Source organism: Nodularia chucula CCY0103 (assembly GCF_963923915.1).
Classification (GTDB): Bacteria; Cyanobacteriota; Cyanobacteriia; order Cyanobacteriales; family Nostocaceae; genus Nodularia; species Nodularia chucula.
In genome coordinates this window covers 1-24,453 of record NZ_CAWUOL010000029.1, presented here as the reverse complement: position 1 = coordinate 24,453, position 24,453 = coordinate 1, and the positions used below count along the sequence as shown (strand labels likewise).

Below are 24,453 nucleotides of genomic sequence, written 5' to 3'. Positions count from 1 at the left end.
CCCAGTAATTACTAACCAGCACTACTTCGTCAACGTGAGTGTACGACGCTTAGTTACCATTTGGAAGGCTTCAATCAAGTCACCTTCAACCCAGTCATGGAACTTATCAATATTGATACCGCATTCATAACCAGAGTTGACTTCTCGTGCATCTTCTTTCATCCGTTTCAGGGAGTCAAGAACACCTTCATAAACAACCTTACCGGAACGACGCACGCGCACTTTGCAGTTACGAACCAATTTACCCGACTGCACATAGCAACCTGCAACGGCTCCACGACCGACTGGGAAGACGGCACGAACTTCGGTTTGTCCCAGGGGTTCTTCCACCAACTCTGGTTCCAGAAGACCTTCTAAGGCTCCTTGGATGTCTTCCAAAAGTTTGTAGATGATATTGTATTCCCTGACATCTACCCCGGATTCGTCGGCGGCTTGTCTGGCTCCACTGGCAAAGGTGGTATTGAAGCCAATAATTACGGCTCCACTCGCTGCGGCTAGGTCAATATCTGTCTCAGTTATTTCTCCAGCAGTAGCCAATAGCATCCGAATTTGCACTTCGTTTTGGGGGATTTGTCTGAGAGATCCCACAATGGCTTCCACAGATCCTTGCACATCTGCTTTCAGGATCAAGTTGAGTTCTTTCAACTCGCCTTCTTGTGCTTGAGCTGAGAGAGTGGTCAGAGTGACACGTCCTTGTAACAGGCGAGATATCCGTTGTTTATCAGCACGGTCTGCGGCTAAAGTTCTAGCTTCTTTTTCATTGGCGAATACTTCAAATTCGTCCCCTGCACCTGGTACATCACTTAAACCCAGAACTTCTACAGCAAAGGATGGGCTAGCGATATCCACTCGTTTGCCTCTGTCATCCACCATCGCTCGCACCTTACCAAAGGCCGAGCCAGCTACTAACATATCTCCCACGTGCAAAGTACCATTCTGAATTAGCAGGGTAGCAACTGCACCTTTTGCCTTATCCAGATGTGCCTCAATTACAGTTCCTTTAGCAGAACGATCTGGGTTAGCAGATAGTTCTCCTACTTCTGAAACTAGGAGAATCATTTCTAAGAGGGTATCCAAGTTTTCCCCCTTAATAGCACTCACAGGAACCATAATGGTTTCACCGCCCCATTCTTCAGGGGTGAGGCCATACTGAGTTAGTTCTTGTTTAACCCGGTCTGGCTGTGCGCCTTCTTTATCAATTTTGTTAATGGCGACAACAATTGGGACTTCGGCAGCTTGAGCGTGGCTAATAGCTTCGATGGTTTGGGGACGAACGCCGTCATCAGCAGCCACTACCAGAATAGCAATGTCTGTGACTCGCGCACCCCGCGCCCGCATGGCTGTGAATGCTTCGTGTCCGGGAGTGTCTAAGAAGACGATTTGATGTGCTTTTCCTTCGTGTTCTACATCCACATGGTAAGCACCAATGTGCTGAGTAATACCACCAGCTTCGCCAGAGGCTACTTTAGTTTTGCGAATTGAATCAAGCAAAGTCGTTTTACCGTGGTCTACGTGACCCATAATTGTCACTACTGGTGGACGGCGCTGGAGTAGTTGCATATCTGCTACATCCAACATTTCTGTGACTTTCCGGGCTTCTGCTTCTGGTTCGGCAGTTTCAACTTCTATTTCTAGCTCTTTACCTACCAATGTGATGGTGGGGATATCCAAGTTCTGGGTAATACTGACCGCCATCCCTTTGAGGAAGAGGATTTTGACAATCTCTGTATCGGCAACAGCTAAGACATCAGACAGTTCTTGAACTGTCATTGGCCCTGTAATCACTACTGTTTCAGGACGCTCACGCTTTGTTTCTACTTCTTGGCGACGGTTATTGTCGCGGCGAGAAAAGGATCGTTTTCCTCTAGTAGTTGGGGCGCTAATAACTGCGGCCGTTGGTTGTGTAGGTCGAGAGGATTTTGGTTTGGGAGGACGGGCGATGGAAAGACTTACCTGGACTGTAGCTGGGGAATCTTGATCCTCATCATCCAATAAATCTTCTTCAAAGTCATCTTCAACAACTGGTTTGACCCGTTTGCCTTTAACTCCGACTTTGCCAGCCTTTTCTTTGATTTCGTCAATAATTTCTTCTTCTTGCCACCTTTTACCACCTTTGGTTAAACGTGGTGGGGTGGGACGTTTCAAATCCAGTAATTCTGGTCCGACCCCATCATTGCCGCTCAGATCGATTTTGCCTTGTCCGCCGGACATAGGTTTAGGCGGAGTCGCCACTGGCATTGCGGCTACAGGTTCAGATGGACGTACTGGGCGGCTAGGTCTTGGTCCGTCTGCTGCTCCTGGTCCGGGAGGTCGATTAGCTCTTGGCTCTGATCTAACTGGCGATTGAGTGGGACGAGCCGATTTTGGCACTGGAGCCTGGGGCGCATCACTGCTAGTTGCCTTGGCTACCTTTTGCTTAACTTGATCGCGTTTGAGTAATGGTTTCTCAGAGGGAGTTAGCTGGTCAGCTGCTGGATGAGAGTTGCCCTCGGCTGGCCTAGCGGGTGGGGCTACCAAATTGGGTTTTTGTGGTTTTTCCGCTTTTGGTCTAGGGGAAGAAGCACTGCGGCTGCGCTCAGTGCCAGCTGGTTCAGGTTTTCCCGCTACTTTGGTTTCCTGTGCCTCTTTATTAGAAACTTGATCTGCTTGTATGCTTGGAGCTTCTGATGAGGTCTCAGATTGATTCCGGGGTACAGGTCGAATTGGTGCCGTCGGCTTCATGGGTGAGACTTGTGTATCGAAGGGCTGTGATGATGAAGAAGAATTAACTTCTGAGGAAGCGAGATCGCTATCATGAGCATCTGCTGCTTCTGGGGCGTTGGAGGTGGTATTTCTCAATATTTTGGGTTTGCGAATTTCCAAAATTTGCTGTTTGTGAGGTGGGGTGGGTCGATTGCGATCGCCAGTTGGTGATGGATTTAGTTTATGGCTTGGTGTGCCTTGTTCTTTTTTCGCCATCACCTTCGTAGCTGTCAGTTTTTCCGCAGCAGTCCGTATCCGTTCTGCCTCAGATTCTGAAATAGTGCTGCTATGACTTTTGACCGCAATGTCGAGCTGGTCGCAAATTGCTAATAGCTCTTTGTTATCCAAATTCAATTCCTTTGATAATTCGTAGATTCTAACTTTGCCGTTGGTCATCCACTCTTCCCCTTTAATTTACAGTTTTTTAGCGGATGGTTGCCTGGTTTTCGACATCTCCATCCTTCGATTACTGTTTTTAGGTTGCCCTTGGTTATTTCGCCGGTGCCTCCAGTCAGGAAAGAGAGATGTTTTGGTTTAACTGTGACATTTCCACCAGGAATGATGGTTGATGTCAAGCTGCGCCTGAGCGCTACCAGGTTGCCATTTTTTAGTTTTTTGTTTTGCTGATTCTGAGTCTTCCACAACACAATCTAGTAAAACTTGTTGGGAGTATTCCCCTGCTACTCTGCTTGTGAAACAGCCGCAGCTGACTACACCCATTTACTATTGTGGCATTCACCCCATTAATGGCAGAGTCGGCTTGATGCACCGGTACTCTGGGGATTACCGCCAGAAGGTTTTTCCACCTAGTTTTAATTTTGGTTTTGGGGATGGCTTTGGGCTAGACGCTGCCACAATCCTTCATACAGTGTTTCTGGCACTGATGCATGTAGCGATCGCCCTAGTCGATTTTTTTTCTGAGCGGCTTGTAGACAACTCCTTTGTGGGCAAATGTAGGCAGAACGCCCCATGCCCTGATCTAATTGTACCTTTCCCGATGGAAAGACGCGGACGATCCGCCAAAAGTCTTCTTTCAAGCCTACTTTACGGCAACTAATACAACGGCGATAATTTGGTTTCATCAGTCTTCTTTGACTTCCTAGAACAATCTTGTGATGAAAATAAATTTGGCTTTACCAATCTTTACTTACAGTGGCATGATTGATCTGTGGTAATCATTAAGACTAGTGATGTTGTCAATAGTAGCAGAACTCCATAACACTAATAAATTAATCTTGCTCACTGGTCTGAAAAATGTCTTCTTCCTCTTCTAGTTCTGGTTGATTTTGATCATCTAGCTCTTCCGGTTCTAGTTCATCTTCCTCCGGTTGATATTGGGCGCGTGCGGCAGCAAACTTAGTATCTTCTCCTGCATAATCGTACTTAGCTTGATCTTTAATGTCGATTTTCCAACCAGTTAAACGGGCAGCTAATCGCACATTTTGTCCTTCTTTCCCAATAGCTAAACTTAATTGGTCTTCAGCCACTAGTACGTGAGTTTGTCGGGTTTCTGGGTCCATAAGACGAACTTCATCTACCCGTGCTGGACTCAAGGCGTTAGCAATATATGTGGACGGGTCTGGCGACCAACGAATCACATCTATTTTTTCGCCACGTAATTCGTTGACGACTACTTGAATGCGTGATCCCCTAGCTCCAATACAAGCACCCACTGGGTCTACATCTCGGTCAAGGGTATCTACAGCAATTTTAGTCCGTGGCCCTACATAACGGGAAGGGGGATTAGCTTCTCGTGCTACAGCCACAATTCTCACCACTTCATCCTCTATTTCCGGGACTTCGTTGGCAAATAAATAAACTACTAAGCCAGCATCGGCACGAGATACTTGCAACTGAGGTCCCCTTTGTTGCCCTTGGGAAACTTTTTTGAGATATACCTTAAAGGTGGCATTTGCCCGATAATTATCATTAGGTAATTGTTCTCGCTTGGGTAATTCAGCTTCTACTTCTGGCTGACCAAAGCTACTAGCTACTGCCAAAATTACCGATTGTCTCTCAAATCGCAATACTCTGGCTTGTAAAACAGTTCCTTCTAAGTCTTGGAACTCTTCTTGGACCATTTGGCGTTGTTGATCCCGCAGTTTCTGCGCCAGGACTTGCTTGGTTTGCATTGCGGCCATGCGACCAAATTCACCTTGATCTGGGGTGACATCTAGAACTACAGAATCTCCCAACTGGGCTTCTTGTGCAACTTGTTGTACTTCCTCTAGGGAAATTTGATGGTCTGAGTTATCTACTCCTTCCACAATACTTTTAGTGGAAAGAACACGGAATCCTTCGCCCTCAATATCAAGCTCTACTTCAAAGTTATGAAAATACTCTTCATCAAATTGTCTTTTTTCTAAGTTTTGGGCGCGACGATAACGTTCGTAGCCTTTAAGTAAAGCTTCTCTAATAGCTGATTGAACTGCGAGACGCGGTAAATTACGCTCCCGACTAATACTTTCAATTAATTCTTTTAATCCTGGTAAACTAACCATTGACATAAGCAATCTCCTTTAAAATCAGATTTAAAAACATTTAGATTGGATAGAGTAGATCCCCAATTTATCCTCCCAATTTATCCTCTATGTGAGAGAGGGTTAGAAACTGAGAAATTACGCATCAAAGGCTGGGGATTAGAGAAAAATTTAACTCTACTCCCTAGCTTTGAGCTTCTAGTCTCTAGTCTCTAGCCCCTAGCCCTTAGTTCCTAGTTTATCGGCGTTCATCTAGCTGCACTCTATGAATCAGGGTGCGGGGAATTTCGGTGACGCGACCTTTTTGGTTTAAGTAAACAGTGGTTTCATCCCGGCGAATTAACTGACCAATCCATTCTTGTTTTCCATCGTAGGGTTGAGAAGTGGAGATGATTACAGGAAATCCTTTGAAGGAAATAAACTCTCTGTCTGTTATTAGTTGTCGTGAAATTCCCGGACTGGACACTTCCAAGACATAAGCATCTGGAATGATTTCTGCCGCATCTAAGGAAGCTTCTAAGGCACGACTCATCCGCTCACAATCTTTCAAACCCGTGTCATCCTGGGGATTGCGGATATCTACCCGTAATACTGGTGGACGCTGGTTGGTGTGAAAAACTATGCCAACGACTTCCAAACCCAGTTCTGCTGCTACTGGTGTCGCTAAATCGATAATTTGTGGAACTAAAGGATGAGTCATGCGAAATTTCAATAAAAAAAGTGGGCATAGACCCACTTCCTGCGATAGGGATATCTTCCAAGAAGTCTTCTGACGAATCAATAATGCTTCGTCTCTATTCCGAGTTTAGCGCATTTCTTTAATAGTCAATAGTGATTGGGGAGTGGGGAGTAGGGAGTGGGGAGTGTGGGGAGTGTGGGGAGTGTGGGGAGTTACTTCGACTTCGCTCAGTAACCGGGAGTAGGGATTGATTAAGAATCTTTGTTGACTAGGAGAATATTAGTTTTATCCACTATTGGCTGCACTGGTTTTGTTCTTAGCTGTTTGGTTTGTTCCATAATTTGCTCTATATCTTCTTGAGACAAGCGCTGGACATAGTTAAGTTTAACTTCTTCCAGGAAGTCAGACATTAAACTTTGAATTTCGCTAATTACGTGTTTTTGTTGCACTTCTTCTCCCAAGGCTTTGGTGAAACTTTCGGCTAGTTGACTGGAAAGTTTTGCTCCCACGGGATCTTCTATGGCCGTAGTGACGACGCTGTAAAGGTTGGCGGTGATTTGAGTTGCTAGTTGTTCGCTGAGTTGGTTTTGCATATCTCTCATCCCAGGAAGATTGTGGAGGTTCCGGTAGACAGGGACTTGATTGATGGTCGTGGCAATAATGTGGCGTAAAATGGCAATGATTTCTGGTTGAATTTTGGGCAACACTTGGTAGACTAATGTTTGAATCAAAATTCCGGCGATCGCTTCAACTTCATTTGTATTATTAATATCTATGTAGGGTCGCAGATTCTCATTTTGCGTCAGCCAGCTGATTAAATCGCCCCGCCTAATTGATCCTTGAATTTGGTTAATGACTCTGACTACAACTATTTCTGTGATATCTTCGGCAAAATTAGCTACTATTGATTGATTTAGTTGCTGCTGTAATGGTTGCAAATTCAATAACCGGGCTTGATCAAGGCGAATAACTACGGGTATGATGCGTAACCAGCGCATAAAAGGAAATACTAGAAATAGGTCATACCATCGCCACAGTATGGCATTTACCCAGCTAAAACTGGGATGACGACGACGCAGATAATAGGAACGCGCCAGTAACTCTGCGCCAAATAGCAAGACAAAAGGTAAGTCAATTAGCCAAAAGTTATCAAAAAGTTCCCCATTTTCACCGATGCGGCGGAAGTAGTTGGTGGCGATTAAAGGGCGAATTTCTGTGTTGAAAAAATTAATTTCTTCGTTCCAACCCTTCCGGGATAAATACTCTTGACTCCAAAATTGGGAAAATGACTGTTTTGCTGATTCTTGACCGATGCGATCGCGCATCCGATTTTTGGCTTTTTCAAAGTTACCACTTTTGTTGACTGCTGCAAACGGATTGCTGTCAATCATTTCGTTGGTGAGACGGTCAATTTCCTCTAATTTAGTTTTGGCCTCTGGTGAAGTTAACCCAGTTGGACTCACCTGTTCTTGAAGTGCGTCGATTCTGTTCAAATAATTTTTCGTTTCTCTATGGTCTTCAATTCCCTTAACCGGGTCATAAATTTTCGTAATTTCGGGAAAATTCTTTAAATAGAAATCTCGCCAAGGTACGTAACTTAAATCAAATAATACTAAAGATAAATTTACTGTGGCAATGATTGCCATTAATCTTTCAAATGTGAGGTTTTGCCGTTTTGGGGATTTGCGTTTAGTCATTGTTTATGTCTTCCCATACATCAAAATATATGTATTATGGTTGCATATTTACGCAGTCCATCATGACGGCTCCACTAAGATCACTCTATAGGATGATGGCAAAGATATTTGTTGAGATTGTCAGCTAAATTTAATCAAATCAGCCTACATTAATTAATAATTATTCATGATTTTCAACATAAACTTTAAATGAATGTAAAATTTGTCTGTAAATTTCTATATACTTCTGAAGAGTCTTGATTTAACTAAGAGGAGTTTTAAATTATGTGGTGTGGATTTGGAAAATCCAGTATGGCCATCGCTATCACCTGCGTAGTAAGCGCTAGTGTGGTGATTGCAGATACAACTTTTGCTGCTCGTCAACGTAATTATACCCCTGCCGAGTTCCGGGCTGTATTGCGGGGTTTAGGCTATGACGTAAAGGTGATGAATACCCCTCTGACGGATGAGGAAACGAAAAAGGCGATCACTGAATTTCAAACGGGTTATAGATTAAGTGTTGTTGATGGTGTCGCAGGGCCAGCAACTCAAAATTTTGCCGCCCAGATTGTGCAGATTTTACAAGCTAATTTGAATGCGGTACTAAAACCAGAAACTCCTTTACCCCGTGATCAATTTTATGGAGTTCAGACGCAAGCGGCTGTAACTGAAGCACAGAAAAAATTTGAACTGGAACCCACAGGTATTGCTGATTTACGATTCCGCCAAAGATTGAATGAAGAGGCGAAGAAAACTATAACTCAGCCAAGACCGACACCAAGACCAACGCCGACACCGAGAGCCACGCCTACTCCAACGCCAACGCCGAGAGCCACGCCTACTCCAACACCGACACCAACGCCGAGAGCCACGCCTACTCCAACACCGACACCAACACCGAGAGCCACGCCTACTCCAACACCAACACCGACACCAACACCAAGACCGACACCAACACCAACACCGACACCGAGAGCCACGCCTACTCCAACACCAACACCGACACCAACACCAACACCGACACCGACACCGACACCAATACCAACACCAACGCCGACACCAATACCAACACCAACGCCAACGCCAATACCGACACCAACTCCAACTCCGTAAGGGCTAAATAGTCCCGTTATTTCATTTAACTTGTATAGTTAGGGCGGTTGACACTCTCCGCCCTCTAAGGGCAAAGATTATTCGCTTTTTAGGTGATAATTTTTAGGCGATCGCGTGTCTATCTAGAGATTTAAACTGTTTGTTATGGTAAAAGTTGCTGCGATCGCCAAATTTTGATATTTCCGCTACTATCTCCAGCAGCTAGCCAACCACCACAGGGGCTAAAGGCTACGGAAAGAACTTGATCAAAATGACTGAGTGTGTGAATTTCTTTCCCGGTTGTCATAGACCATAATATGAGGATGGTGACACAAAGCTAGTCGCAATGCTTCATCCCGAAAGTCTTGGCGTAATTTATCTTGCTTGGTTATCCAGGCGGGATGATTGAGTATTTGTTCTCTAAGAGTTTTAATGACTCGTAATTCACTACGTCGATTTTGAGCCAGGGATGTAATACCAACTCCACCTTCACCCAGCTTTTTCTGGATTATGTAGCGCCCACCAAATAATTGCTGTCCTGGATTCCACACCATTGGTAAACTCAGTAGATTTATTGATATTTATTGTGACACAGTTCAAATCGGGGTTTTTTGGCAAAACAGATATGAAACATTCTTGAGCCATTCCTAAGAACGAAAACCAGAACACAAACCTATTTTGTTAAAATCTTAATAAATATTGATTCTGGCAATATGACTCTCAGCCAAATTTTACCCACAGTCAACCAACTATCACATCAAGATAAACTACGACTAATCCACTTTCTCCTGTTAGCAGTTGCTAAAGAAGAAGGATGTAGCTTAGAAACCAGTGACGCAGAGAATACACTCTGAAATCAACTTGCTTCCACCAGTGCCACTGTCTGGTCGCCTCAAGCAGATAATAGGTCAGTGCAAGCCTTATCAGACCTGTTAGCCACTGCAAAAGAAGATTCCAATGCTTAAAAGTCAGCGTTTTTTAGTTACGTTTTTCCCAGGTGATTTGAGGTGACAATAGCTGTCATGAATAAATCATCATGGTTTGTAGTTACGCTTTAGCGCTAAAGCGCAACTACGAGCGAATCGGGTTTTGGAGGTTTATTCTTCGTCTTGCCCTTCCTCTTCGTCTTCATCCAATTCTAAATCGCTGGCTTCTAGGGTTTGGTGAGGAATGGCGGCGATAATTGCATCTATTACTTTGGAGACTGGTAATATCTCGATGTCATAATCTGGGTATTTTTGCCCTTTGGGTACGATCGCACGTTTAAATCCCAGTTTGGCTGCTTCTTTTAATCGTAGTTCCATTTGGGACACTGAGCGCACTTGCCCCCCTAAGCCGACTTCACCAATTAATACTGTACCTGGATCGACGATGCGATCGCGGAAACTGGCTACAATGGCGATCGCAATTCCTAAATCTACTGCTGGTTCTGCAACACTCAACCCCCCAGCCGAGGCGACGTAAGAATCTAATTTCGACATTGGTATCCCCACCCGTTTTTCTAACACAGCGAGAATCTGCACGAGGCGGTTATAGTCTATACCCGTACCTGCACGGCGGGGAGAAGGGTAACTGGTAGGACTTACTAAAGCTTGCAACTCTACAACAATGGGACGAGTTCCTTCGCAAGCCACGACAATGGCTGTCCCCGGTGAGGGATCATCACGGTTCCCTAAAAATAGCTCTGAAGGGTTGGAAACTTCTCTCAGTCCGTTTTCTACCATTTCAAAGATGCCGATTTCGTGAGTTGCACCAAAACGGTTTTTAACTGTTCTTAATAATCTATGGGAGGCAAAGCGATCGCCTTCAAAATACAATACTGTATCTACTAAGTGTTCTAAAACTTTCGGCCCCGCGATCGCACCCTCTTTGGTTACGTGTCCCACTATTAACATGGTAACATCTTCATGCTTTGCCACCTTCATCAAAGCTGAGGTACATTCCCTAACTTGCGCTACCGAACCCGGTGCAGAAGTCAATGCGGGAAAGAACACTGTTTGAATACTATCAATCACTGCTAAATTCGGTCTCAGAGAATCTATCTCCCGTAAAATCTCTTCTAAATCCGTTTCCGGTAATACATACAAATCCGCATTTTTACCTTCTTCAATTTCTTCTGAAGTTAGAACTTTTACTGGTGCTTTGACGTTTTCCTCATCCTGATTATCTTCATCCCCAAGCACATCGGCAATTTTTGATACTCCCAGGCGAGAAGCTCTTAATTTTACCTGTTGTCCTGATTCTTCCCCGGTTACATAGAGAATACGGTATTTCTGTGCCAGTGAATTTGATACCTGTAACAGTAAAGTAGATTTACCAATACCCGGATCACCACCAATTAAAACCATCGAACCCGGAACAATTCCCCCCCCAAGCACCCGATCTAGTTCACCATAGCCTGATTCCCAGCGAGCAATTTGGCGATCAGTAATTTGGTCAAATGTCAGTGAAGCTCTAGCTTTGGCTGGTTTAGTAGGAGGTTTACCATTGCTTTGATTGGCCTGCCAATTGCTAATTCCTCCCCTAGAAGGTATATCTGTTGACGATTGAATCGAAATCTGCTCTTCTAAAGAATTGTAAGTACCGCAAGATGGGCATTTGCCAAACCATTGAGGAGATTCTGCTCCACATTCGTTACAAATAAAAGTAGTTTTAGGCTTTACCATTCTTAAAAAATATTCAATAATCTTAATATTTACTTAATTTTTCGCCAAAAGTCAGAATCAAAGGATGGTAAAAGATAGAGCTTTTTCTCAATCAATTGATGGAATGATATCTTAATATTATGGTATTAAAAATTAATCATGAGAAATTTTAGTTAGGGAGCGTTGAGAGACTTGGAAAGCCATAAAGAAAAAATCCTGGTGGTAGACGACGAAGCCAGCATTCGCCGGATTTTGGAAACGCGCCTTTCCATGATTGGCTACGATGTAGTAACTGCTGGTGATGGAGAAGAAGCTCTCGAAACCTTTCGCAAATCAGAACCTGACCTAGTAGTGTTAGATGTGATGATGCCAAAGCTTGATGGCTACGGCGTGTGTCAAGAATTGCGTAAGGAATCCGATGTTCCCATTATTATGCTAACAGCCTTGGGGGACGTTGCCGATCGCATTACCGGTCTAGAATTGGGTGCTGATGACTATGTAGTCAAACCATTTTCCCCCAAGGAGTTAGAAGCACGGATTCGTTCAGTGCTGCGACGAGTAGACAAAACCGGGGCTTCTGGTATTCCTAGCTCTGGGGTGATTCATGTTGGTAACATCAAAATAGATACCAATAAACGCCAAGTCTACAAAGGCGATGAACGCATTCGCTTAACAGGAATGGAGTTTAGCCTCTTAGAGTTACTAGTTAGCCGTTCAGGAGAAGCCTTTTCCCGTTCCGAAATTTTGCAAGAAGTATGGGGTTATACACCAGAACGACACGTAGATACTCGTGTAGTAGACGTGCATATTTCCCGTTTGCGCGCCAAGTTAGAAGATGATCCTAGTAACCCAGAATTAATTCTTACAGCTAGAGGTACTGGTTATTTGTTTCAGCGAATCATAGAACCAGGAGAAGAGTAGCGAGTAGGGAGTAGGGAGTAGGGGGAAGAAAACATTTCTAATGACTAAATCAGATCCCAATCGAATTCTACGGCGTTTACCCTTAGTGGTGGGTGGGTTAGGCGCTGTACTTTTGTTGATTAACCGTTTGCTGACTCCAGAATTAACGGAGTCTCAAGCGCGTGGGGATGCGGTAGGTGTAATTTTGAGTGCGGTGTTGATTTTAACAGGTTTAATTTGGCAGCAAGTACAACCGCGATCGCCTGATACAGTGGATCTAATTGGGGAGGAAGGTTTTGTACTTGCAGCAGATTTACCAGAAACTGTAAAAACAGAGTTAGCTTGGGCATCCCATTTATTATTGACTAATACAGTCACGCGATCGCTGATAGTTTATTATCAAGGCAAAGTTTTATTGCGTCGGGGGATTCTGGCTCCTAAATCTGAAGTTATCCCAGGAACAATCTTAAAACGAGTCTTAGAAACACAAAAGCCAATTTATCTAGTTGCTTTGTATGTATATCCAGGCAGAATAGAATTTGATTATTTACCAGAAAACACACAAGGTGTAATTTGTCAACCAATTGGTAATCAGGGTGTTATGATTTTAGCAGCGAATGCACCCCGCAGTTACACCAAACAAGATGAAACCTGGATTGCGGGTATTGCTGACAAATTAGCAGTAACTATTCAAGAGTAAGATGTAGGAAAGAAAAAATTAATTTTTACATTTCTTCACATATTTAGGTTGATTCTCGCCAACTGTCAACCAAGCAACATAGTTGCACTCACCCCCAAGCAGAAGCCAAATTACGAACTACGAACTACGAACTACGAACTATGCAAATTATTTATTGGCTACTAATTATGATCATGGTAGTGGGTGTAATTGGTGCTGTGGTTCCCGGACTTCCTGGTAGCGGCTTAATCTTAACCTCTATTATTATTTGGGGGATTCTGGGCGGTTCCTTTGCAGCCATTAAAACTCCACTAATTGTCACAGCCTTAGTTTTAGTTCTCAGTATCGGTGTTGATATTTTAGCTAGTTACTTAGGTGCAAAAAAAGCAGGTGCTAGTAAGTGGGGACAGATTGGCGCAATTGTAGGGTTAATAGTGGGATTTTTGGGTTTACTCCCAACTCTACCCTTCGGCGGTCCTTTGTTAGGAATTTTATTAGGCCCACTGCTAGGAGCCATTATCGGTGAATTTATTTACCGTCGTCAATTATGGTTAGCAGTTAAGGCTGGTATAGGAATTATAGTTGGTTCGTTAATTGGAAATTTAATTCAAGGCGTTTTGGCGATCGCCGCCGTAGTCGTTTTTGTAATCACAACTTGGCCTCAAGTATATGGCGGTTAATAATTCTTTCTATTTTACTGCTTTTTAAAGCTAATCAGTTGAAACGCCAGTATAACAAGCTTTATAAACTCCTGCTTTGTAAATAGACTCTAAAGCGTAGCCGAAAACCCTGATTATTTCCTTGAATACAAAACTGTTCGATTTACGGAATGTCTATTCTATTTCAACAAATCTATTTAAGTAATTTATACCAAAAATAAAGGGTCGGTAAATTTGGCTACATAAGTATTGCTAGTTGGAAATATTTATGTAATTATCCTATAAGGAAGCAATAAATACATATTTTGACTAAGATACTAATCTATTTAGTGTAGAAAAAATAATTAGTATTAGTCGATATGTAAGTGCATTATGCCACTAAAAATTACACCCACTGTTTTCTACTTTTTGATAGGAGTCTAAAATGATGACATCTGAATCCAAGTTCTTTAAAGCTGCTCTTGCTGCATTAGCTGCCATACCCGTAACTGCTACAATCTTCACTCCTGCTGGTTCTGCTGAAGCATTTAATGGTGGTTTTACATTTGACGGAAGTGGTACTAACGCCGCTATTAACGCCCTGGGCGTAACCTTCTCTCCCGATCCAGGACCTATTTCATTAACAAATTCCACAGGAGATTTTCTTGGCGATACGACAGGAAACATTTTCAGCTTCGTTGTTGGGCCCACTAATACTCCAATTATAGACGTTGGATTACTGGGGGATTTAACGAAAGTATTGACTTTAAATAATGTGGCAGCACCCGTTGTCCAAGGTCTTGCTCCCAATCTATCAGATATCAGGTATGATTTCACTGGAACCTTTGAAGATGGCAGTAACGCAAACGGATTCGTTAATTTCTCCACTTTGTTGAGCGCGCCTGATGCACAGGCAGCATTTGGTCTGGGTCAAAGCATTAATGCAAGTTTTTCAGGTGCGACAGTAGCAGTAAATAATGCAAATGTAACTGTTCCTGAGCCAGCTACACTATTGGGCTTAGGCATAGTAGCCGCAGGTATGGCTGTATCTCGTCGCCGCAAAACCATTCCTCAATAAACCGGGCGATAAAAAAAATACTACCAACTCTACCTTTCGGCAGCCCCTTGTTAGGAATTTTATTAAGACCACTGCTAGGAGGCATAATTGGTGAGTTTATTTACCCTCGCCAATTATGGTTAGCCGTTAAAGCTGGTATAGGTATTATAGTCGGGTAGCTAATTGGAAATTTGATTCAAGGCGTGTTGGCGATATGGGCTTTTTTCCTCAATCACGCCCAGCACAAAATAGCAGAATGTCAGAATATGTGCCTTTGGAGTCAAGTCAAAATTTGACTGCTTTTTATATTCCTATTTAGTATAAAATACCCCTACAACTCGTCACAGTCATAGGGGTATAGAAGTCTCTTAGTTTGAATACATGACCAGCTGCTGTTTTTAGGATCAGTCGCTGGTCAGTAACTCTACAAGTTGTATTACAGATGTACTAAAGAAAAGAATTACTTGCCCTGATCCTAAAATTTCTGGAATTATGGTTTTGATGAACGGTTTGCATTAAGAGTTTACCTGTGCTTTCTTCTTTTTAGCCAAGCTCTTGGTGAAGAACGCTCCCAATCCTAAAGCTGCAAGTCCAAGAGTGGTTGTAGGTTCGGGTACTGATGTTGGTAAGGCACTAATAGACAAGCTGTAACCAGACACACCTACATTATTTGCGCTAATAAGTCCTCTACCTAAGACGCTGCCCCCACTGTTCGTAAATGTTCCAGTGAATCGAGACAGCGGAGTGTTAAAGACAGTTACGTCACCATCAGCCGCTATTCTCTCAACCGTGAAATCGCCATCAAGCATAAAGTTTAAATCAGGTGTAACCGTAATCCACGGAGTACCAACAGCGCTAGCTGTGTACATTGTACCTGCAAGCTGCGTTAAGTCTAAAGTACTGACTGTTGCTGACGCATTAAGATAACTTAAGAAGTCGACACTTGCGTTAACAACGCTACCAGTATTAAATGTGATGCTGTCAAATACAGGATTATCAGCTGTAGTCAGAAAAGAAGAAGCACCAGTGATAGTAATTGCACCAGTCAGTGCTGCCTGAGCAGATGACATACCTACAGTGCTTACAGCTAAAGTACTAGCAGCAAAAGCTACTCCGATACCGATTTTTTTGAGTGTTTTCATGGTTTTGTCTATACCTAAGAGTTTACAGCTGTGTGTGATACAAAATTTTAGGGTAAAAATACACCTTGTTTCGCTGCCCCTTGTGCCACTTTATGATTAGGCTAAATCCGTAATCATAACCTAATTAGGCACATTTTCACGAAGAGCATCTGTAGTTCTAGAGAAAATAGGGGTTAAATACCCTCTCAAAACACAGTTGATTTAGTCAATCATAAGCTCTAGCCCTATGGCTACTAAATTGAAGTAAATACTACATTAAAAAATAGTAAAAACTCAAATCTAACTTTTCTCGTGGGCAAGGTCTTATGCTTTACATAGTGGTATTATTACACGCTATTCCAAATTTATTTTAAAAAAGCAGTAAAGTTCAAACTAAGTTTGTGTAAAAATTTTTTCAGTATTCTTGATCCTACAATTATCATACACGTTTTTAAAGACACAAGAACCCAATCATGAAAATATTGATTGGGCGGGTATCTATTAATGCTAATGTAGTTGGTAATCATTATATACAGTAATATTTCTGGTGATCAGTAATGATTCTCTGAGAAAATAAATCTACCGTACAATCAAATATTACTTGTAACCAAAATTACTTAAATAGACTGCAAGTATTTTTTAGCTTCATTTGCTACTGCTTCTACTTCATCGTCAGCAAGAATCTTTAAAATTGCTTCAGCATTTACACCACCCAAGTGAGTCAAGGCTTGTACCACCCTATAGCGAATTTGCCAATCAGAATTGCTAGCAAAGGGAGCTAAAAGGGGAATGGCTTGCATATCTCCCAACTCACCCAAGGAACTAATGGCGGCTGTTTGGACTAATTCATTTTCTGATGAGAGTGCTTGTTGGAGTAATTCAAAGGAGCGTGGATCGCCTAACTCACCTAATGTAGCAATGATGCTGAATTGAACCAGCCATTCTGGACTTGTATTATAGAGTTGTTGCAAATCCTCAAAAGCATCGTGTAACTTTAATGCACCCAGACAGTCTGCTGCTGCTGCTTGAACATCAGGTTCTGGGTCACTAAGCAGAGAACGTAAGATATCCAAGGATAACTGTAAATTTTGCTGTCCCAATGTGTCCATTTGACTTACTGCTGAGTATCGCACTCGTGAGTTAGTGTCACCAATCGCAATTTGAATCAGTTCAAAAGCCTTTGCCGGTTCCAAGTCACGAGCTTGATTCACTGCACGCAAGCGATCGCCCAAATCCTCAGAACTGAGCATTTGCTTTACAGACTCAGGAGTAATACTCATTTATTTTATTTATCCTAATTTTTCAAATTATTTCAAAAAGCTCTCAACCAAGGATCAAATCAACTAGCAGCCATAGCCCGGATAATATCACCACGGGTGAGGATACCAACCACCTGACTCGCGCTGTCAACTACTGGTAAACGGTGAATACTGCGATCATGCATAATTTGAGCAGCTTCCTTGACAGTTTTGTCTGGAGAAATAGTAATAGGATTTTTGCTCATTACGTCCCCCACAATTTGTCCCAATGCTTTGTGTAACTCACGTTCATAAGTAGCGGGATTTTGTAAATAAATCACACTATCCAGAAACATAATGTACGCCGGAGGAGTCACACCAGTTTCTTGCCACATCAAATCTGTTTCGGAAATAATACCCACCAATTTACTGGCATCATCCACAACAGGTATACCACTGATGCGTTTTTCTGCCAGAATTTGGATAGCTTCCTTCAGTGGAGTTTCCGCCCGCACCACAATTGGGTTGCGAGTCATCACGTCGGTAACATTTTTAGACATTGGCTTACAGATAACCCTTAATCAAAGCTTCTGCAACCATTGTAGAAAATTGCGGGACTCAACCTAATTCAGTTAATACATTGTTACGGTGTTGGGGATTGGGGATTGGGTACTGGGGACTGGGGACTGGGGATTGGGTATTAAAAATCTTTCCCCCCACACTTCCCACACTTCCCACACCTGCCTCTTCTTCCCCTTTATCCTTGCTTCAAGGCGGCGATAATTTCACTATTAGCTGCGGGGAAAGTAAAGTTGTCTAATTCATCCAAGTTGACCCAGCAAATTGCATCGCATTCTAAAGGTTGAGGAGTACCCTTGATTAAACGGCAGTGATGCACAGTTAGGGTGACACGTAAGTGAGTATAAGTGTGATCAATGGTGATTAAATGCTTGCCTACTTCAATTTCTATGCCTAATTCTTCTTTAATTTCCCGTTGAATACATTCTTCAATGTTTTCACCAGGTTCAACTTTTCCACCAGGAAATTCCCATAAACCACCCATGACACCTTGGGGAAGACGACGATCAATTAAAATTTGCTGATGATCATTCCAAATTACAGCCACACCAATAATTTTATGGGGTGGGTCAACAGTAGTGACAGTCATAGATAATTAATAATTATTGGTATTGCGAGAACTAATGAAGATAAACCACATAAGATACAGCGATTTCCAATTATATAAGGTACATCTTAGCCCCCTCATCGCTTGCGGGGAGGGGGTTGGGGGTGGGGTTCTTTTACCTCATAACACAGGGAAGTGCTGTATCGGATCATGCCAAAGAATAGGCAGAATTATTCCAATATCTGCCCAATGGGAAATTTACTGTTGCGAAAATTCTACATTTATAAAATAATTTTTATGGGTTTATATATAAACCCAATAATGCTAAGATTTTGGGGATAATCAGTACATATTACTGATTTTCTTGGTGGTCTGCGGTTCCCTGTAAAACGTTTTCAAAGTACATTCTCTGTTCGGCGTTACGCAGAAAATAACCACTAATCATGGCGGAAGCCAGTAGTTGACCGAGACTTTCCCGGCTGGTGGTTACAGTAATGTCAAAGTGTTCTGAAGGTAGATTGCCTAATAATCCGATGATGTTCCGCTCCATCACCTGAAACACTTCAGCAGAACTAGGTTTAGATAGTTGGGTAACTGTGTCCGGATTCAGAGATTTAACGTATTGCCACAGCAAGTTGCCTGTTTCTTCACCGTTAAAAAATTCTGAGACTTTATTGGATTTGTTACTCATCTTGTACCTCCTGTACTACCACTACTAGCTGTAATGGAGTGTTTGCGTTTTGAATAGTAAATGCCTGTTTTTTACTGAATTTAACTGGCGCTGAACTGTTCGTTTCAACTAATGTAACAGTGTTGTTGCCATTTTGAAGTCGGTGGAACCGTACCTTTAATAGCGTATTTTCTCCTCTCAATGTACTGGTTACATTTCCCAGCGACTCACACCAGACTCTATGCTTGGGGACTTAACTGGCCAAATATTCGTTCATGCTGGCTTTGGATTTGCGAAGTTTTGTTAAGGCTTCCCGTTCTATTTGTCGGACTCGTTCACGGCTAATATTGAGAATATCTCCGATTTTCGCTAGAGTCAGGGCTTGGCCATCTAGTAACCCAAAGCGCAATTTAATCACTTCTTTTTGTTGGGGGGTGAGTTCCTCCATGAGTCGCTCTATGTCATTAGATAGTGAAGATTGCATAACAAATTCTTCTGGAGAAGCTCCTGGATCTTCCAGCATTTCTCCTAGTTCGGTGTCGTAGTTGTCACCTAAGCGCAAGTCTAAAGAGAGAGGTAAACGCGCTCTTTCAAGGTATTCTCTGACTTGCTTTGGTGTCAATTCTAACTCTTGCGCTAGTTCAACAGCTGAAGGTGCGCGTCCTAGCTGCTGTGATAACTGGCGCTGGGCTTTTTTAATTTTATTTAATTTTTCGGTAATGTGGATTGGTAATCGGATAGTACGAGCTTTTTCGGCGATCGCTCTGGTGATGGCTTGACGTATCCACCAATAAGCGTATGTGGAAAATCTGTAACCTTTGGTGGGGTCAAATTTTTCGACACCACGCTGCATCCCAATACTACCTTCTTGGATTAGGTCTAGTAGATCAACGTTACGCTTAATATACTTTTTGGCAACGGATACCACTAGACGTAAATTCGCTTCTACCATCTTGCGTTTGGCTGTTTCACCGTCCGCGATCGCATCGTTCAACTGTGTAATTTCTAAATTTGCGGCTACAGCCCACTCCTCTGGACACGGTTGACGACCCAGTTTCTGAACAAGAGAATCCCTGACTTCATGCAAAATACGGGAAAATTGCACCTGTTTACCGTAACAAATTTCTTCCTCGTGGGTTAAGAGTGGCACACGGCCAATCTCACGCAGGTAAGTCCGCACGAGGTCTGTGGCTGTCTGAGCGGTCTTCATGGCGCTACTCTGTGGTAATGATGGATTGTTGACGATGGAATCATTAGCTGATAGATGCTGGTGTGGAATGTTACTCAGTTAGACTGAGAACATAACGCTCAGGTTAGCAATTTACGCGTCGGAAATTCTCGGCTACTGATATTAATCAATATAATGTCTTAACTGCTAGACGTTACAATGATTTCTCATTTTTCACAACTGTCTGAGGTTAGATAAAACTTAGTGGGTGAAACATTTTGTGTGTTGCTTAATATAAATAATTGTAACATTTATGAGAAAAAAGGACAATACCTGAAACTCTGATTTTTTTGTGCTTTCGCAGTGATCCTGATCAACAGTGGCGATAGTAAGTAAATGTTAAACAGAACGACATCTGTCTTTGAGATTTTGCAGATTTACTCATGGAGTGGGGAGTAGGGAGAAGACAAAAGACGGAGCTTGTACTCCGTCCCAGTTGAAGGGACTTAAAAGGGTGGGGGTTTGTACCCCTGTTAGAAGCCCTCTTCCCTTCTGCTTCTGCGATCAAAGGTACTAATTAAGAAAATATCTTGATACTAAACCTGAGAGGACTCTCTTCTTAAGAAAATAGTTCCTGATATTTGTTAACATATCTCAATAGAAATGATAATTATTCTTCTATAATAATTGCTTAATTTTTCTGGTAAATACGGCTTAATGCAGATTTTCCCCGAAGTGGGGGAAATTATGACTACTTAATTTTCCCCCAGAGATCCCAAGTATCGCCAGTTCTACCCAGTGTTTGCCTACGTTCTCGGCTGTGAGGTGAGATCCAGAACTGTGCAGTATTCTTGGATAACTTTTATGTCTAAAGTAGTAGTCTGTAGTGAATGGATAGCGGCTACAGTAGCTCTGGCTCCGGCAATTGTAGTAATGATGGGGATTTTGTAAGCTAAGGCTGTGCGCCGGATTAACCTAGCATCAGTTTGGGCTTCTTCGCCGGAAGGTGTGTTAATAATCAGTTGAATTTTCTGATTTTTAATGGCATCTAGGACGTGGGGACGACCTTCATGGAGTTTCAGCACTAGTTCCACATCTAATCCCTGTTCTTGCAGGACACGGCGTGTACCTAATGTAGCCATGACCGTAAAGCCTAATTTAATCAGTTCTTTGACGACATTAACGGCTTCGGATTTGTCACGATCGCTCATGGAAACGAATACAGTTCCTTTGAGGGGTAAAAACTCTCCTGCTGCTAACTCTGCCTTTGCAAAAGCCCGCCCAAAGTCTTTATCAATGCCCATCACTTCACCAGTAGAGCGCATTTCTGGGCCTAATATCGTATCAGTTCCAGGGAATTTATTAAAGGGTAATACTGCTTCCTTGACCGCAATATGAGAAGGAATGACTTCCTCTGTAAAGTTAAGTTCTGCTAAGGTTTTACCCGACATAATTAAGGATGCTACTTTTGCCAAGGGTACACCCGTAGCTTTAGAGACAAATGGCACTGTGCGGGAAGCGCGGGGGTTAGCTTCCAAAATATAAACTTGGGGAGAGTAGCCTTGAGCGCCGACAACAGCAAACTGAATATTCATCAATCCCACAACTGATAAGGCTTGGGCTAATTGCACCGTCCAAGTGCGGATTTGCTGGAGAACTGCTGGAGAAAGGGAAATAGATGGTAAGGAACAGGCAGAATCTCCTGAGTGAATCCCGGCTTGTTCTATGTGTTCCATGATGCCACCAATTACTACTTTTCCTGTATGGTCGGCGATCGCATCCACATCCACTTCAATGGCATTTTCCAAGAACTTATCGATTAAAATCGGGTGTTCGGGTTCCACCTGCACCGCAAAGGTCATGTAGCGTTCTAATTCTGTATCAGAATAGACAATTTCCATAGCTCGACCCCCCAACACGTAACTAGGGCGAACTACCACGGGATAACCGATACGTTTAGCGACAATGAGCGCATCTTCATAACTGCGAGCCAGACCATTAGGTGGTTGAGCAATATTCAACTGATTGAGAATCTTCTCAAACCGTTCCCGGTCTTCAGCCATATCAATGGAGTCTGGTGATGTCCCCCAAATTTGAGTGGTAACTGTACAGTCGGGATGGCTGAGAAATTTCTGGAGCGGAACGGCTAGTTTGAGGGGTGTTTGTCCGCCAAACTGAATAATTACGCCTACAGGGTTTTCAGCTTCGATAATATTCAGCACATCTTCTTTGGTGAGTGGCTCAAAGTACAGGCGATCGCTGGTATCATAATCTGTAGAAACCGTCTCCGGATTAGAATTGACCATAATAGTTTCAAATCCCGCCTGTTTCAAAGCATAAGCGGCGTGACAACAACAATAGTCGAACTCAATTCCTTGGCCGATGCGGTTCGGACCACCACCCAAAATCATCACCTTGGGCTTAGTGGTGGCTAAAACTTCCGTTTCTGGCTCGTAGGTAGAATAATAGTAAGGAGTAAAGGCTTCAAACTCAGCCGCGCAGGTATCCACAGTTTTATAAACCGGGATGACACCTAATTGTTTACGGTAATTGCGGACTTCATCTTCAGTGGTTTTCGTAGCAAAGGCAATTTGGCGATCGCTAAAACCATCCCGTTTAACATCATATAACTGCTCTTTTGTCAACTGTTTTAAAGGTGTCCGCTTCAGGAACTTTTCCACATCTAACAGTTGCTGGAGTTTATCCAGAAACCAGGGGTCAATAGCCGTCAGTTCGTAAATTTCCTCAGTGCTGAACCCTAGTTGTAAAGCATGACGCACCGAAAAAATCCGATCAGGATGAGGTGTTCGCAATTGAGCGCGAATTTGTTCCCCACTGGGTAACTTTTCGGCTCGGTCGCAACCCCAACCAGCTCGACCAGTTTCTAAAGAACGCAACGCCTTTTGAAAAGACTCATTAAAAGTCCGTCCAATAGCCATTGCTTCACCCACAGACTTCATTTGAGTAGTCAGCACAGCTTCCGAACCAGGGAACTTTTCAAAAGCAAAGCGGGGAATTTTAGTAACTACATAGTCAATAGTCGGCTCAAAGGATGCGGGAGTCTGCTTAGTGATATCATTTTGAATTTCATCCAAGGTATAACCCACAGCCAACTTAGCCGCTATTTTCGCAATGGGGAAACCAGTAGCCTTAGAAGCCAAAGCGGAACTGCGAGAAACACGGGGATTCATTTCAATAACGACCACATCCCCATTCACCGGATTAACCGCAAATTGGATATTAGAACCGCCAGTTTCAACACCAATCTCGCGGATAATTTTAATAGCCATATCCCGCAGACGCTGATATTCTTTATCAGTCAAAGTTTGAGCGGGCGCGACCGTAATCGAGTCCCCGGTATGGATACCCATCGGGTCAAGGTTTTCGATAGAACAGATAATCACGACGTTATCTGCTAAATCGCGCATGACTTCTAATTCATATTCTTTCCAGCCTAATAGAGACTGGTCTATGAGAATTTGGGAAACAGGACTAGCATCAATACCTACCTGTGCCATTTCCTCAAATTCTTCTTGATTGTAGGCAATACCCCCACCAGTACCACCCATTGTAAAGGCAGGGCGGATAATTAGGGGATAAGTTCCAATGCGATCGGCAATTTTCTTGGCTTCTCCTAAAGAAGACGCTGTACCACTAGGACAGACATCGACTCCGATTTTAGCCATCGCCTCATTAAACAATTTGCGATCTTCGGCTTTCTCAATGGCTGGTAATTTAGCGCCAATTAGCTCAACGTTATACTTATCTAAAGCCCCATTTTTGGCTAAAGCCACAGCCAGATTGAGTGCAGTTTGTCCCCCCATTGTGGGTAGCAGCGCATCAGGACGTTCTTTAGCAATGACTTTTTCGATAAAATCTGGTGTAAGCGGCTCAATATAGGTGCGGTCAGCCGTTTCGGGGTCGGTCATAATTGTGGCTGGGTTAGAGTTGACTAATACCACTTCATAGCCTTCTTCACGCAGGGCTTTACAGGCTTGAGTACCAGAGTAGTCAAACTCACAAGCTTGTCCGATGACGATTGGGCCAGAGCCTAACAGTAGAATTTTCCGGAGGTCTTGACGACGAGGCATAATTGTTGGGTTTGAGTAAGAGAATACAAATCCTGATTATTTTAAGGGTCTTTTCCCTCAGTCACATTATTTATTATTAAGTTTTTCACCTTTCATAGCCCACACCAAAGTCAGGGGAGCCAAAAAATACTGAGAATCACTTCCCAGGCTGTGTTATTTCCTAGCTAACTCACCTTCTATCCTCTATTATTCCACTGAGCGCCGCCGAATTTGCGACGGTGCATTGTCTGGCTCGACAAGACACCCTACAGTTTATTTATCTTTACATTGTTATAAATACTCATGACCACCCACTTAATAATATTTTCTAATATCTGTGACTTATACCAATTATTTGTGAGGCTGCATATTATTTTGACCCCCCTACACCACAAAAATCCGGTTCCCTGCTCCGTTGGCTACGGTGTACACACAAGTAGGCCTAGAGCGAGTTTCCAACCAAAAAAGGTGG

20 protein-coding genes and 2 pseudogenes are annotated in these 24,453 nt (G+C 43.0%); 7 read left to right on the top strand and 15 right to left on the bottom strand.

Features of this window, described 5'->3' with window-relative positions; all coding sequences use genetic code 11:
- Positions 1-21: 21 nt before the first annotated feature.
- The 5 genes from infB to ACM0OP_RS10585 all read right to left on the bottom strand — a co-directional run bounded on the left by infB (position 22) and on the right by ACM0OP_RS10585 (position 7,598).
- Positions 22-3,138 (bottom strand): translation initiation factor IF-2, encoded by a 3,117-nt coding sequence (gene infB, locus ACM0OP_RS10605; RefSeq protein WP_414528375.1) that lies wholly within the window; start codon positions 3,136-3,138, stop codon positions 22-24.
- A 416-nt stretch (positions 3,139-3,554) separates the two neighbouring features.
- Positions 3,555-3,824: a YlxR family protein gene (locus tag ACM0OP_RS10600; RefSeq protein WP_414528374.1), complete on the bottom strand. Its 270-nt coding sequence runs from the start codon at positions 3,822-3,824 to the stop codon at positions 3,555-3,557.
- Between the two features lie 147 nt (positions 3,825-3,971).
- Positions 3,972-5,249 carry a transcription termination factor NusA gene (gene nusA, locus ACM0OP_RS10595; RefSeq protein ID WP_414528373.1) on the bottom strand — a complete coding sequence of 426 codons (1,278 nt, stop codon included), beginning with the start codon at positions 5,247-5,249 and terminating at the stop codon, positions 3,972-3,974.
- 211 nt (positions 5,250-5,460) lie between these two features.
- Positions 5,461-5,922 (bottom strand): ribosome maturation factor RimP, encoded by a 462-nt coding sequence (gene rimP, locus ACM0OP_RS10590; RefSeq protein ID WP_414528372.1) that lies wholly within the window; start codon positions 5,920-5,922, stop codon positions 5,461-5,463.
- Between the two features lie 230 nt (positions 5,923-6,152).
- Positions 6,153-7,598 (bottom strand): hypothetical protein, encoded by a 1,446-nt coding sequence (locus ACM0OP_RS10585; RefSeq protein WP_414528371.1) that lies wholly within the window; start codon positions 7,596-7,598, stop codon positions 6,153-6,155.
- A 264-nt stretch (positions 7,599-7,862) separates the two neighbouring features.
- On the opposite strand from ACM0OP_RS10585, the gene ACM0OP_RS10580 reads away from it, so the two are divergent.
- On the top strand, positions 7,863-8,690 hold the full coding sequence (locus ACM0OP_RS10580; RefSeq protein WP_414528370.1) for a peptidoglycan-binding domain-containing protein: 828 nt from the start codon (positions 7,863-7,865) through the stop codon (positions 8,688-8,690).
- Between the two features lie 142 nt (positions 8,691-8,832).
- Here the strand turns inward: ACM0OP_RS10580 and ACM0OP_RS10575 are convergent, their stop codons facing one another.
- Together ACM0OP_RS10575 and ACM0OP_RS10570 are read right to left on the bottom strand one after the other, a co-directional pair.
- Complete coding sequence (locus ACM0OP_RS10575) at positions 8,833-8,976, bottom strand: hypothetical protein (RefSeq protein WP_414528369.1); 144 nt, start codon at positions 8,974-8,976, stop codon at positions 8,833-8,835.
- Positions 8,969-9,223, bottom strand: a pseudogene (locus ACM0OP_RS10570) (serine/threonine-protein kinase); the annotation flags it as partial. The gene ACM0OP_RS10575 and the pseudogene ACM0OP_RS10570, both read right to left, overlap by 8 nt.
- A 159-nt stretch (positions 9,224-9,382) precedes the next feature.
- Here ACM0OP_RS10570 and ACM0OP_RS10565 point away from each other — a divergent pair.
- Complete coding sequence (locus ACM0OP_RS10565; protein WP_414528368.1) at positions 9,383-9,523, top strand: hypothetical protein; 141 nt, start codon at positions 9,383-9,385, stop codon at positions 9,521-9,523.
- Between the two features lie 243 nt (positions 9,524-9,766).
- Here the strand turns inward: ACM0OP_RS10565 and radA are convergent, their stop codons facing one another.
- Positions 9,767-11,335 (bottom strand): DNA repair protein RadA, encoded by a 1,569-nt coding sequence (gene radA, locus ACM0OP_RS10560; RefSeq protein WP_414528367.1) that lies wholly within the window; start codon positions 11,333-11,335, stop codon positions 9,767-9,769.
- Positions 11,336-11,506: 171 nt separating this feature from the next.
- On the opposite strand from radA, the gene rpaB reads away from it, so the two are divergent.
- The 5 genes and pseudogenes from rpaB to ACM0OP_RS10535 form a co-directional block, all read left to right on the top strand.
- A complete protein-coding gene (gene rpaB, locus ACM0OP_RS10555; RefSeq protein WP_006196591.1) occupies positions 11,507-12,235 on the top strand; it encodes a response regulator transcription factor RpaB in 729 nt (242 codons plus the stop codon).
- A 40-nt stretch (positions 12,236-12,275) separates the two neighbouring features.
- Positions 12,276-12,914 carry a cofactor assembly of complex C subunit B gene (locus tag ACM0OP_RS10550; RefSeq protein WP_414528366.1) on the top strand — a complete coding sequence of 213 codons (639 nt, stop codon included), beginning with the start codon at positions 12,276-12,278 and terminating at the stop codon, positions 12,912-12,914.
- A gap of 140 nt (positions 12,915-13,054) precedes the next feature.
- Positions 13,055-13,573, top strand: coding sequence for a DUF456 domain-containing protein (locus ACM0OP_RS10545; protein WP_414528365.1), 519 nt, complete (start codon positions 13,055-13,057; stop codon positions 13,571-13,573).
- A gap of 403 nt (positions 13,574-13,976) precedes the next feature.
- Positions 13,977-14,609 carry a PEP-CTERM sorting domain-containing protein gene (locus ACM0OP_RS10540; RefSeq protein WP_414528364.1) on the top strand — a complete coding sequence of 211 codons (633 nt, stop codon included), beginning with the start codon at positions 13,977-13,979 and terminating at the stop codon, positions 14,607-14,609.
- Between the two features lie 17 nt (positions 14,610-14,626).
- Positions 14,627-14,764 (top strand): annotated as a pseudogene (locus ACM0OP_RS10535) (DUF456 domain-containing protein); the annotation flags it as partial.
- Positions 14,765-15,103: 339 nt separating this feature from the next.
- Here the strand turns inward: ACM0OP_RS10535 and ACM0OP_RS10530 are convergent.
- From ACM0OP_RS10530 to carB, 7 genes are all read right to left on the bottom strand, one after another.
- On the bottom strand, positions 15,104-15,730 hold the full coding sequence (locus ACM0OP_RS10530) for a PEP-CTERM sorting domain-containing protein (RefSeq protein WP_414528363.1): 627 nt from the start codon (positions 15,728-15,730) through the stop codon (positions 15,104-15,106).
- A 596-nt stretch (positions 15,731-16,326) separates the two neighbouring features.
- Positions 16,327-16,989, bottom strand: coding sequence for a phycobilisome degradation protein NblB (gene nblB, locus ACM0OP_RS10525; RefSeq protein WP_414528362.1), 663 nt, complete (start codon positions 16,987-16,989; stop codon positions 16,327-16,329).
- A 59-nt stretch (positions 16,990-17,048) separates the two neighbouring features.
- Positions 17,049-17,507 (bottom strand): CBS domain-containing protein, encoded by a 459-nt coding sequence (locus ACM0OP_RS10520; protein WP_414528361.1) that lies wholly within the window; start codon positions 17,505-17,507, stop codon positions 17,049-17,051.
- A 197-nt stretch (positions 17,508-17,704) separates the two neighbouring features.
- Positions 17,705-18,115, bottom strand: coding sequence for an 8-oxo-dGTP diphosphatase MutT (gene mutT, locus ACM0OP_RS10515; RefSeq protein ID WP_414528360.1), 411 nt, complete (start codon positions 18,113-18,115; stop codon positions 17,705-17,707).
- A gap of 310 nt (positions 18,116-18,425) precedes the next feature.
- The gene (locus ACM0OP_RS10510) at positions 18,426-18,764 is read right to left on the bottom strand and encodes a DUF760 domain-containing protein (protein WP_414528359.1); all 339 of its coding nucleotides are present in this window, start codon (positions 18,762-18,764) and stop codon (positions 18,426-18,428) included.
- Between the two features lie 232 nt (positions 18,765-18,996).
- On the bottom strand, positions 18,997-19,953 hold the full coding sequence (locus ACM0OP_RS10505; protein WP_414528358.1) for an RNA polymerase sigma factor, RpoD/SigA family: 957 nt from the start codon (positions 19,951-19,953) through the stop codon (positions 18,997-18,999).
- A gap of 764 nt (positions 19,954-20,717) precedes the next feature.
- On the bottom strand, positions 20,718-24,002 hold the full coding sequence (carB, locus tag ACM0OP_RS10500) for a carbamoyl-phosphate synthase large subunit (RefSeq protein ID WP_414528357.1): 3,285 nt from the start codon (positions 24,000-24,002) through the stop codon (positions 20,718-20,720).
- Between the last annotated feature and the right edge of the window lie 451 nt (positions 24,003-24,453).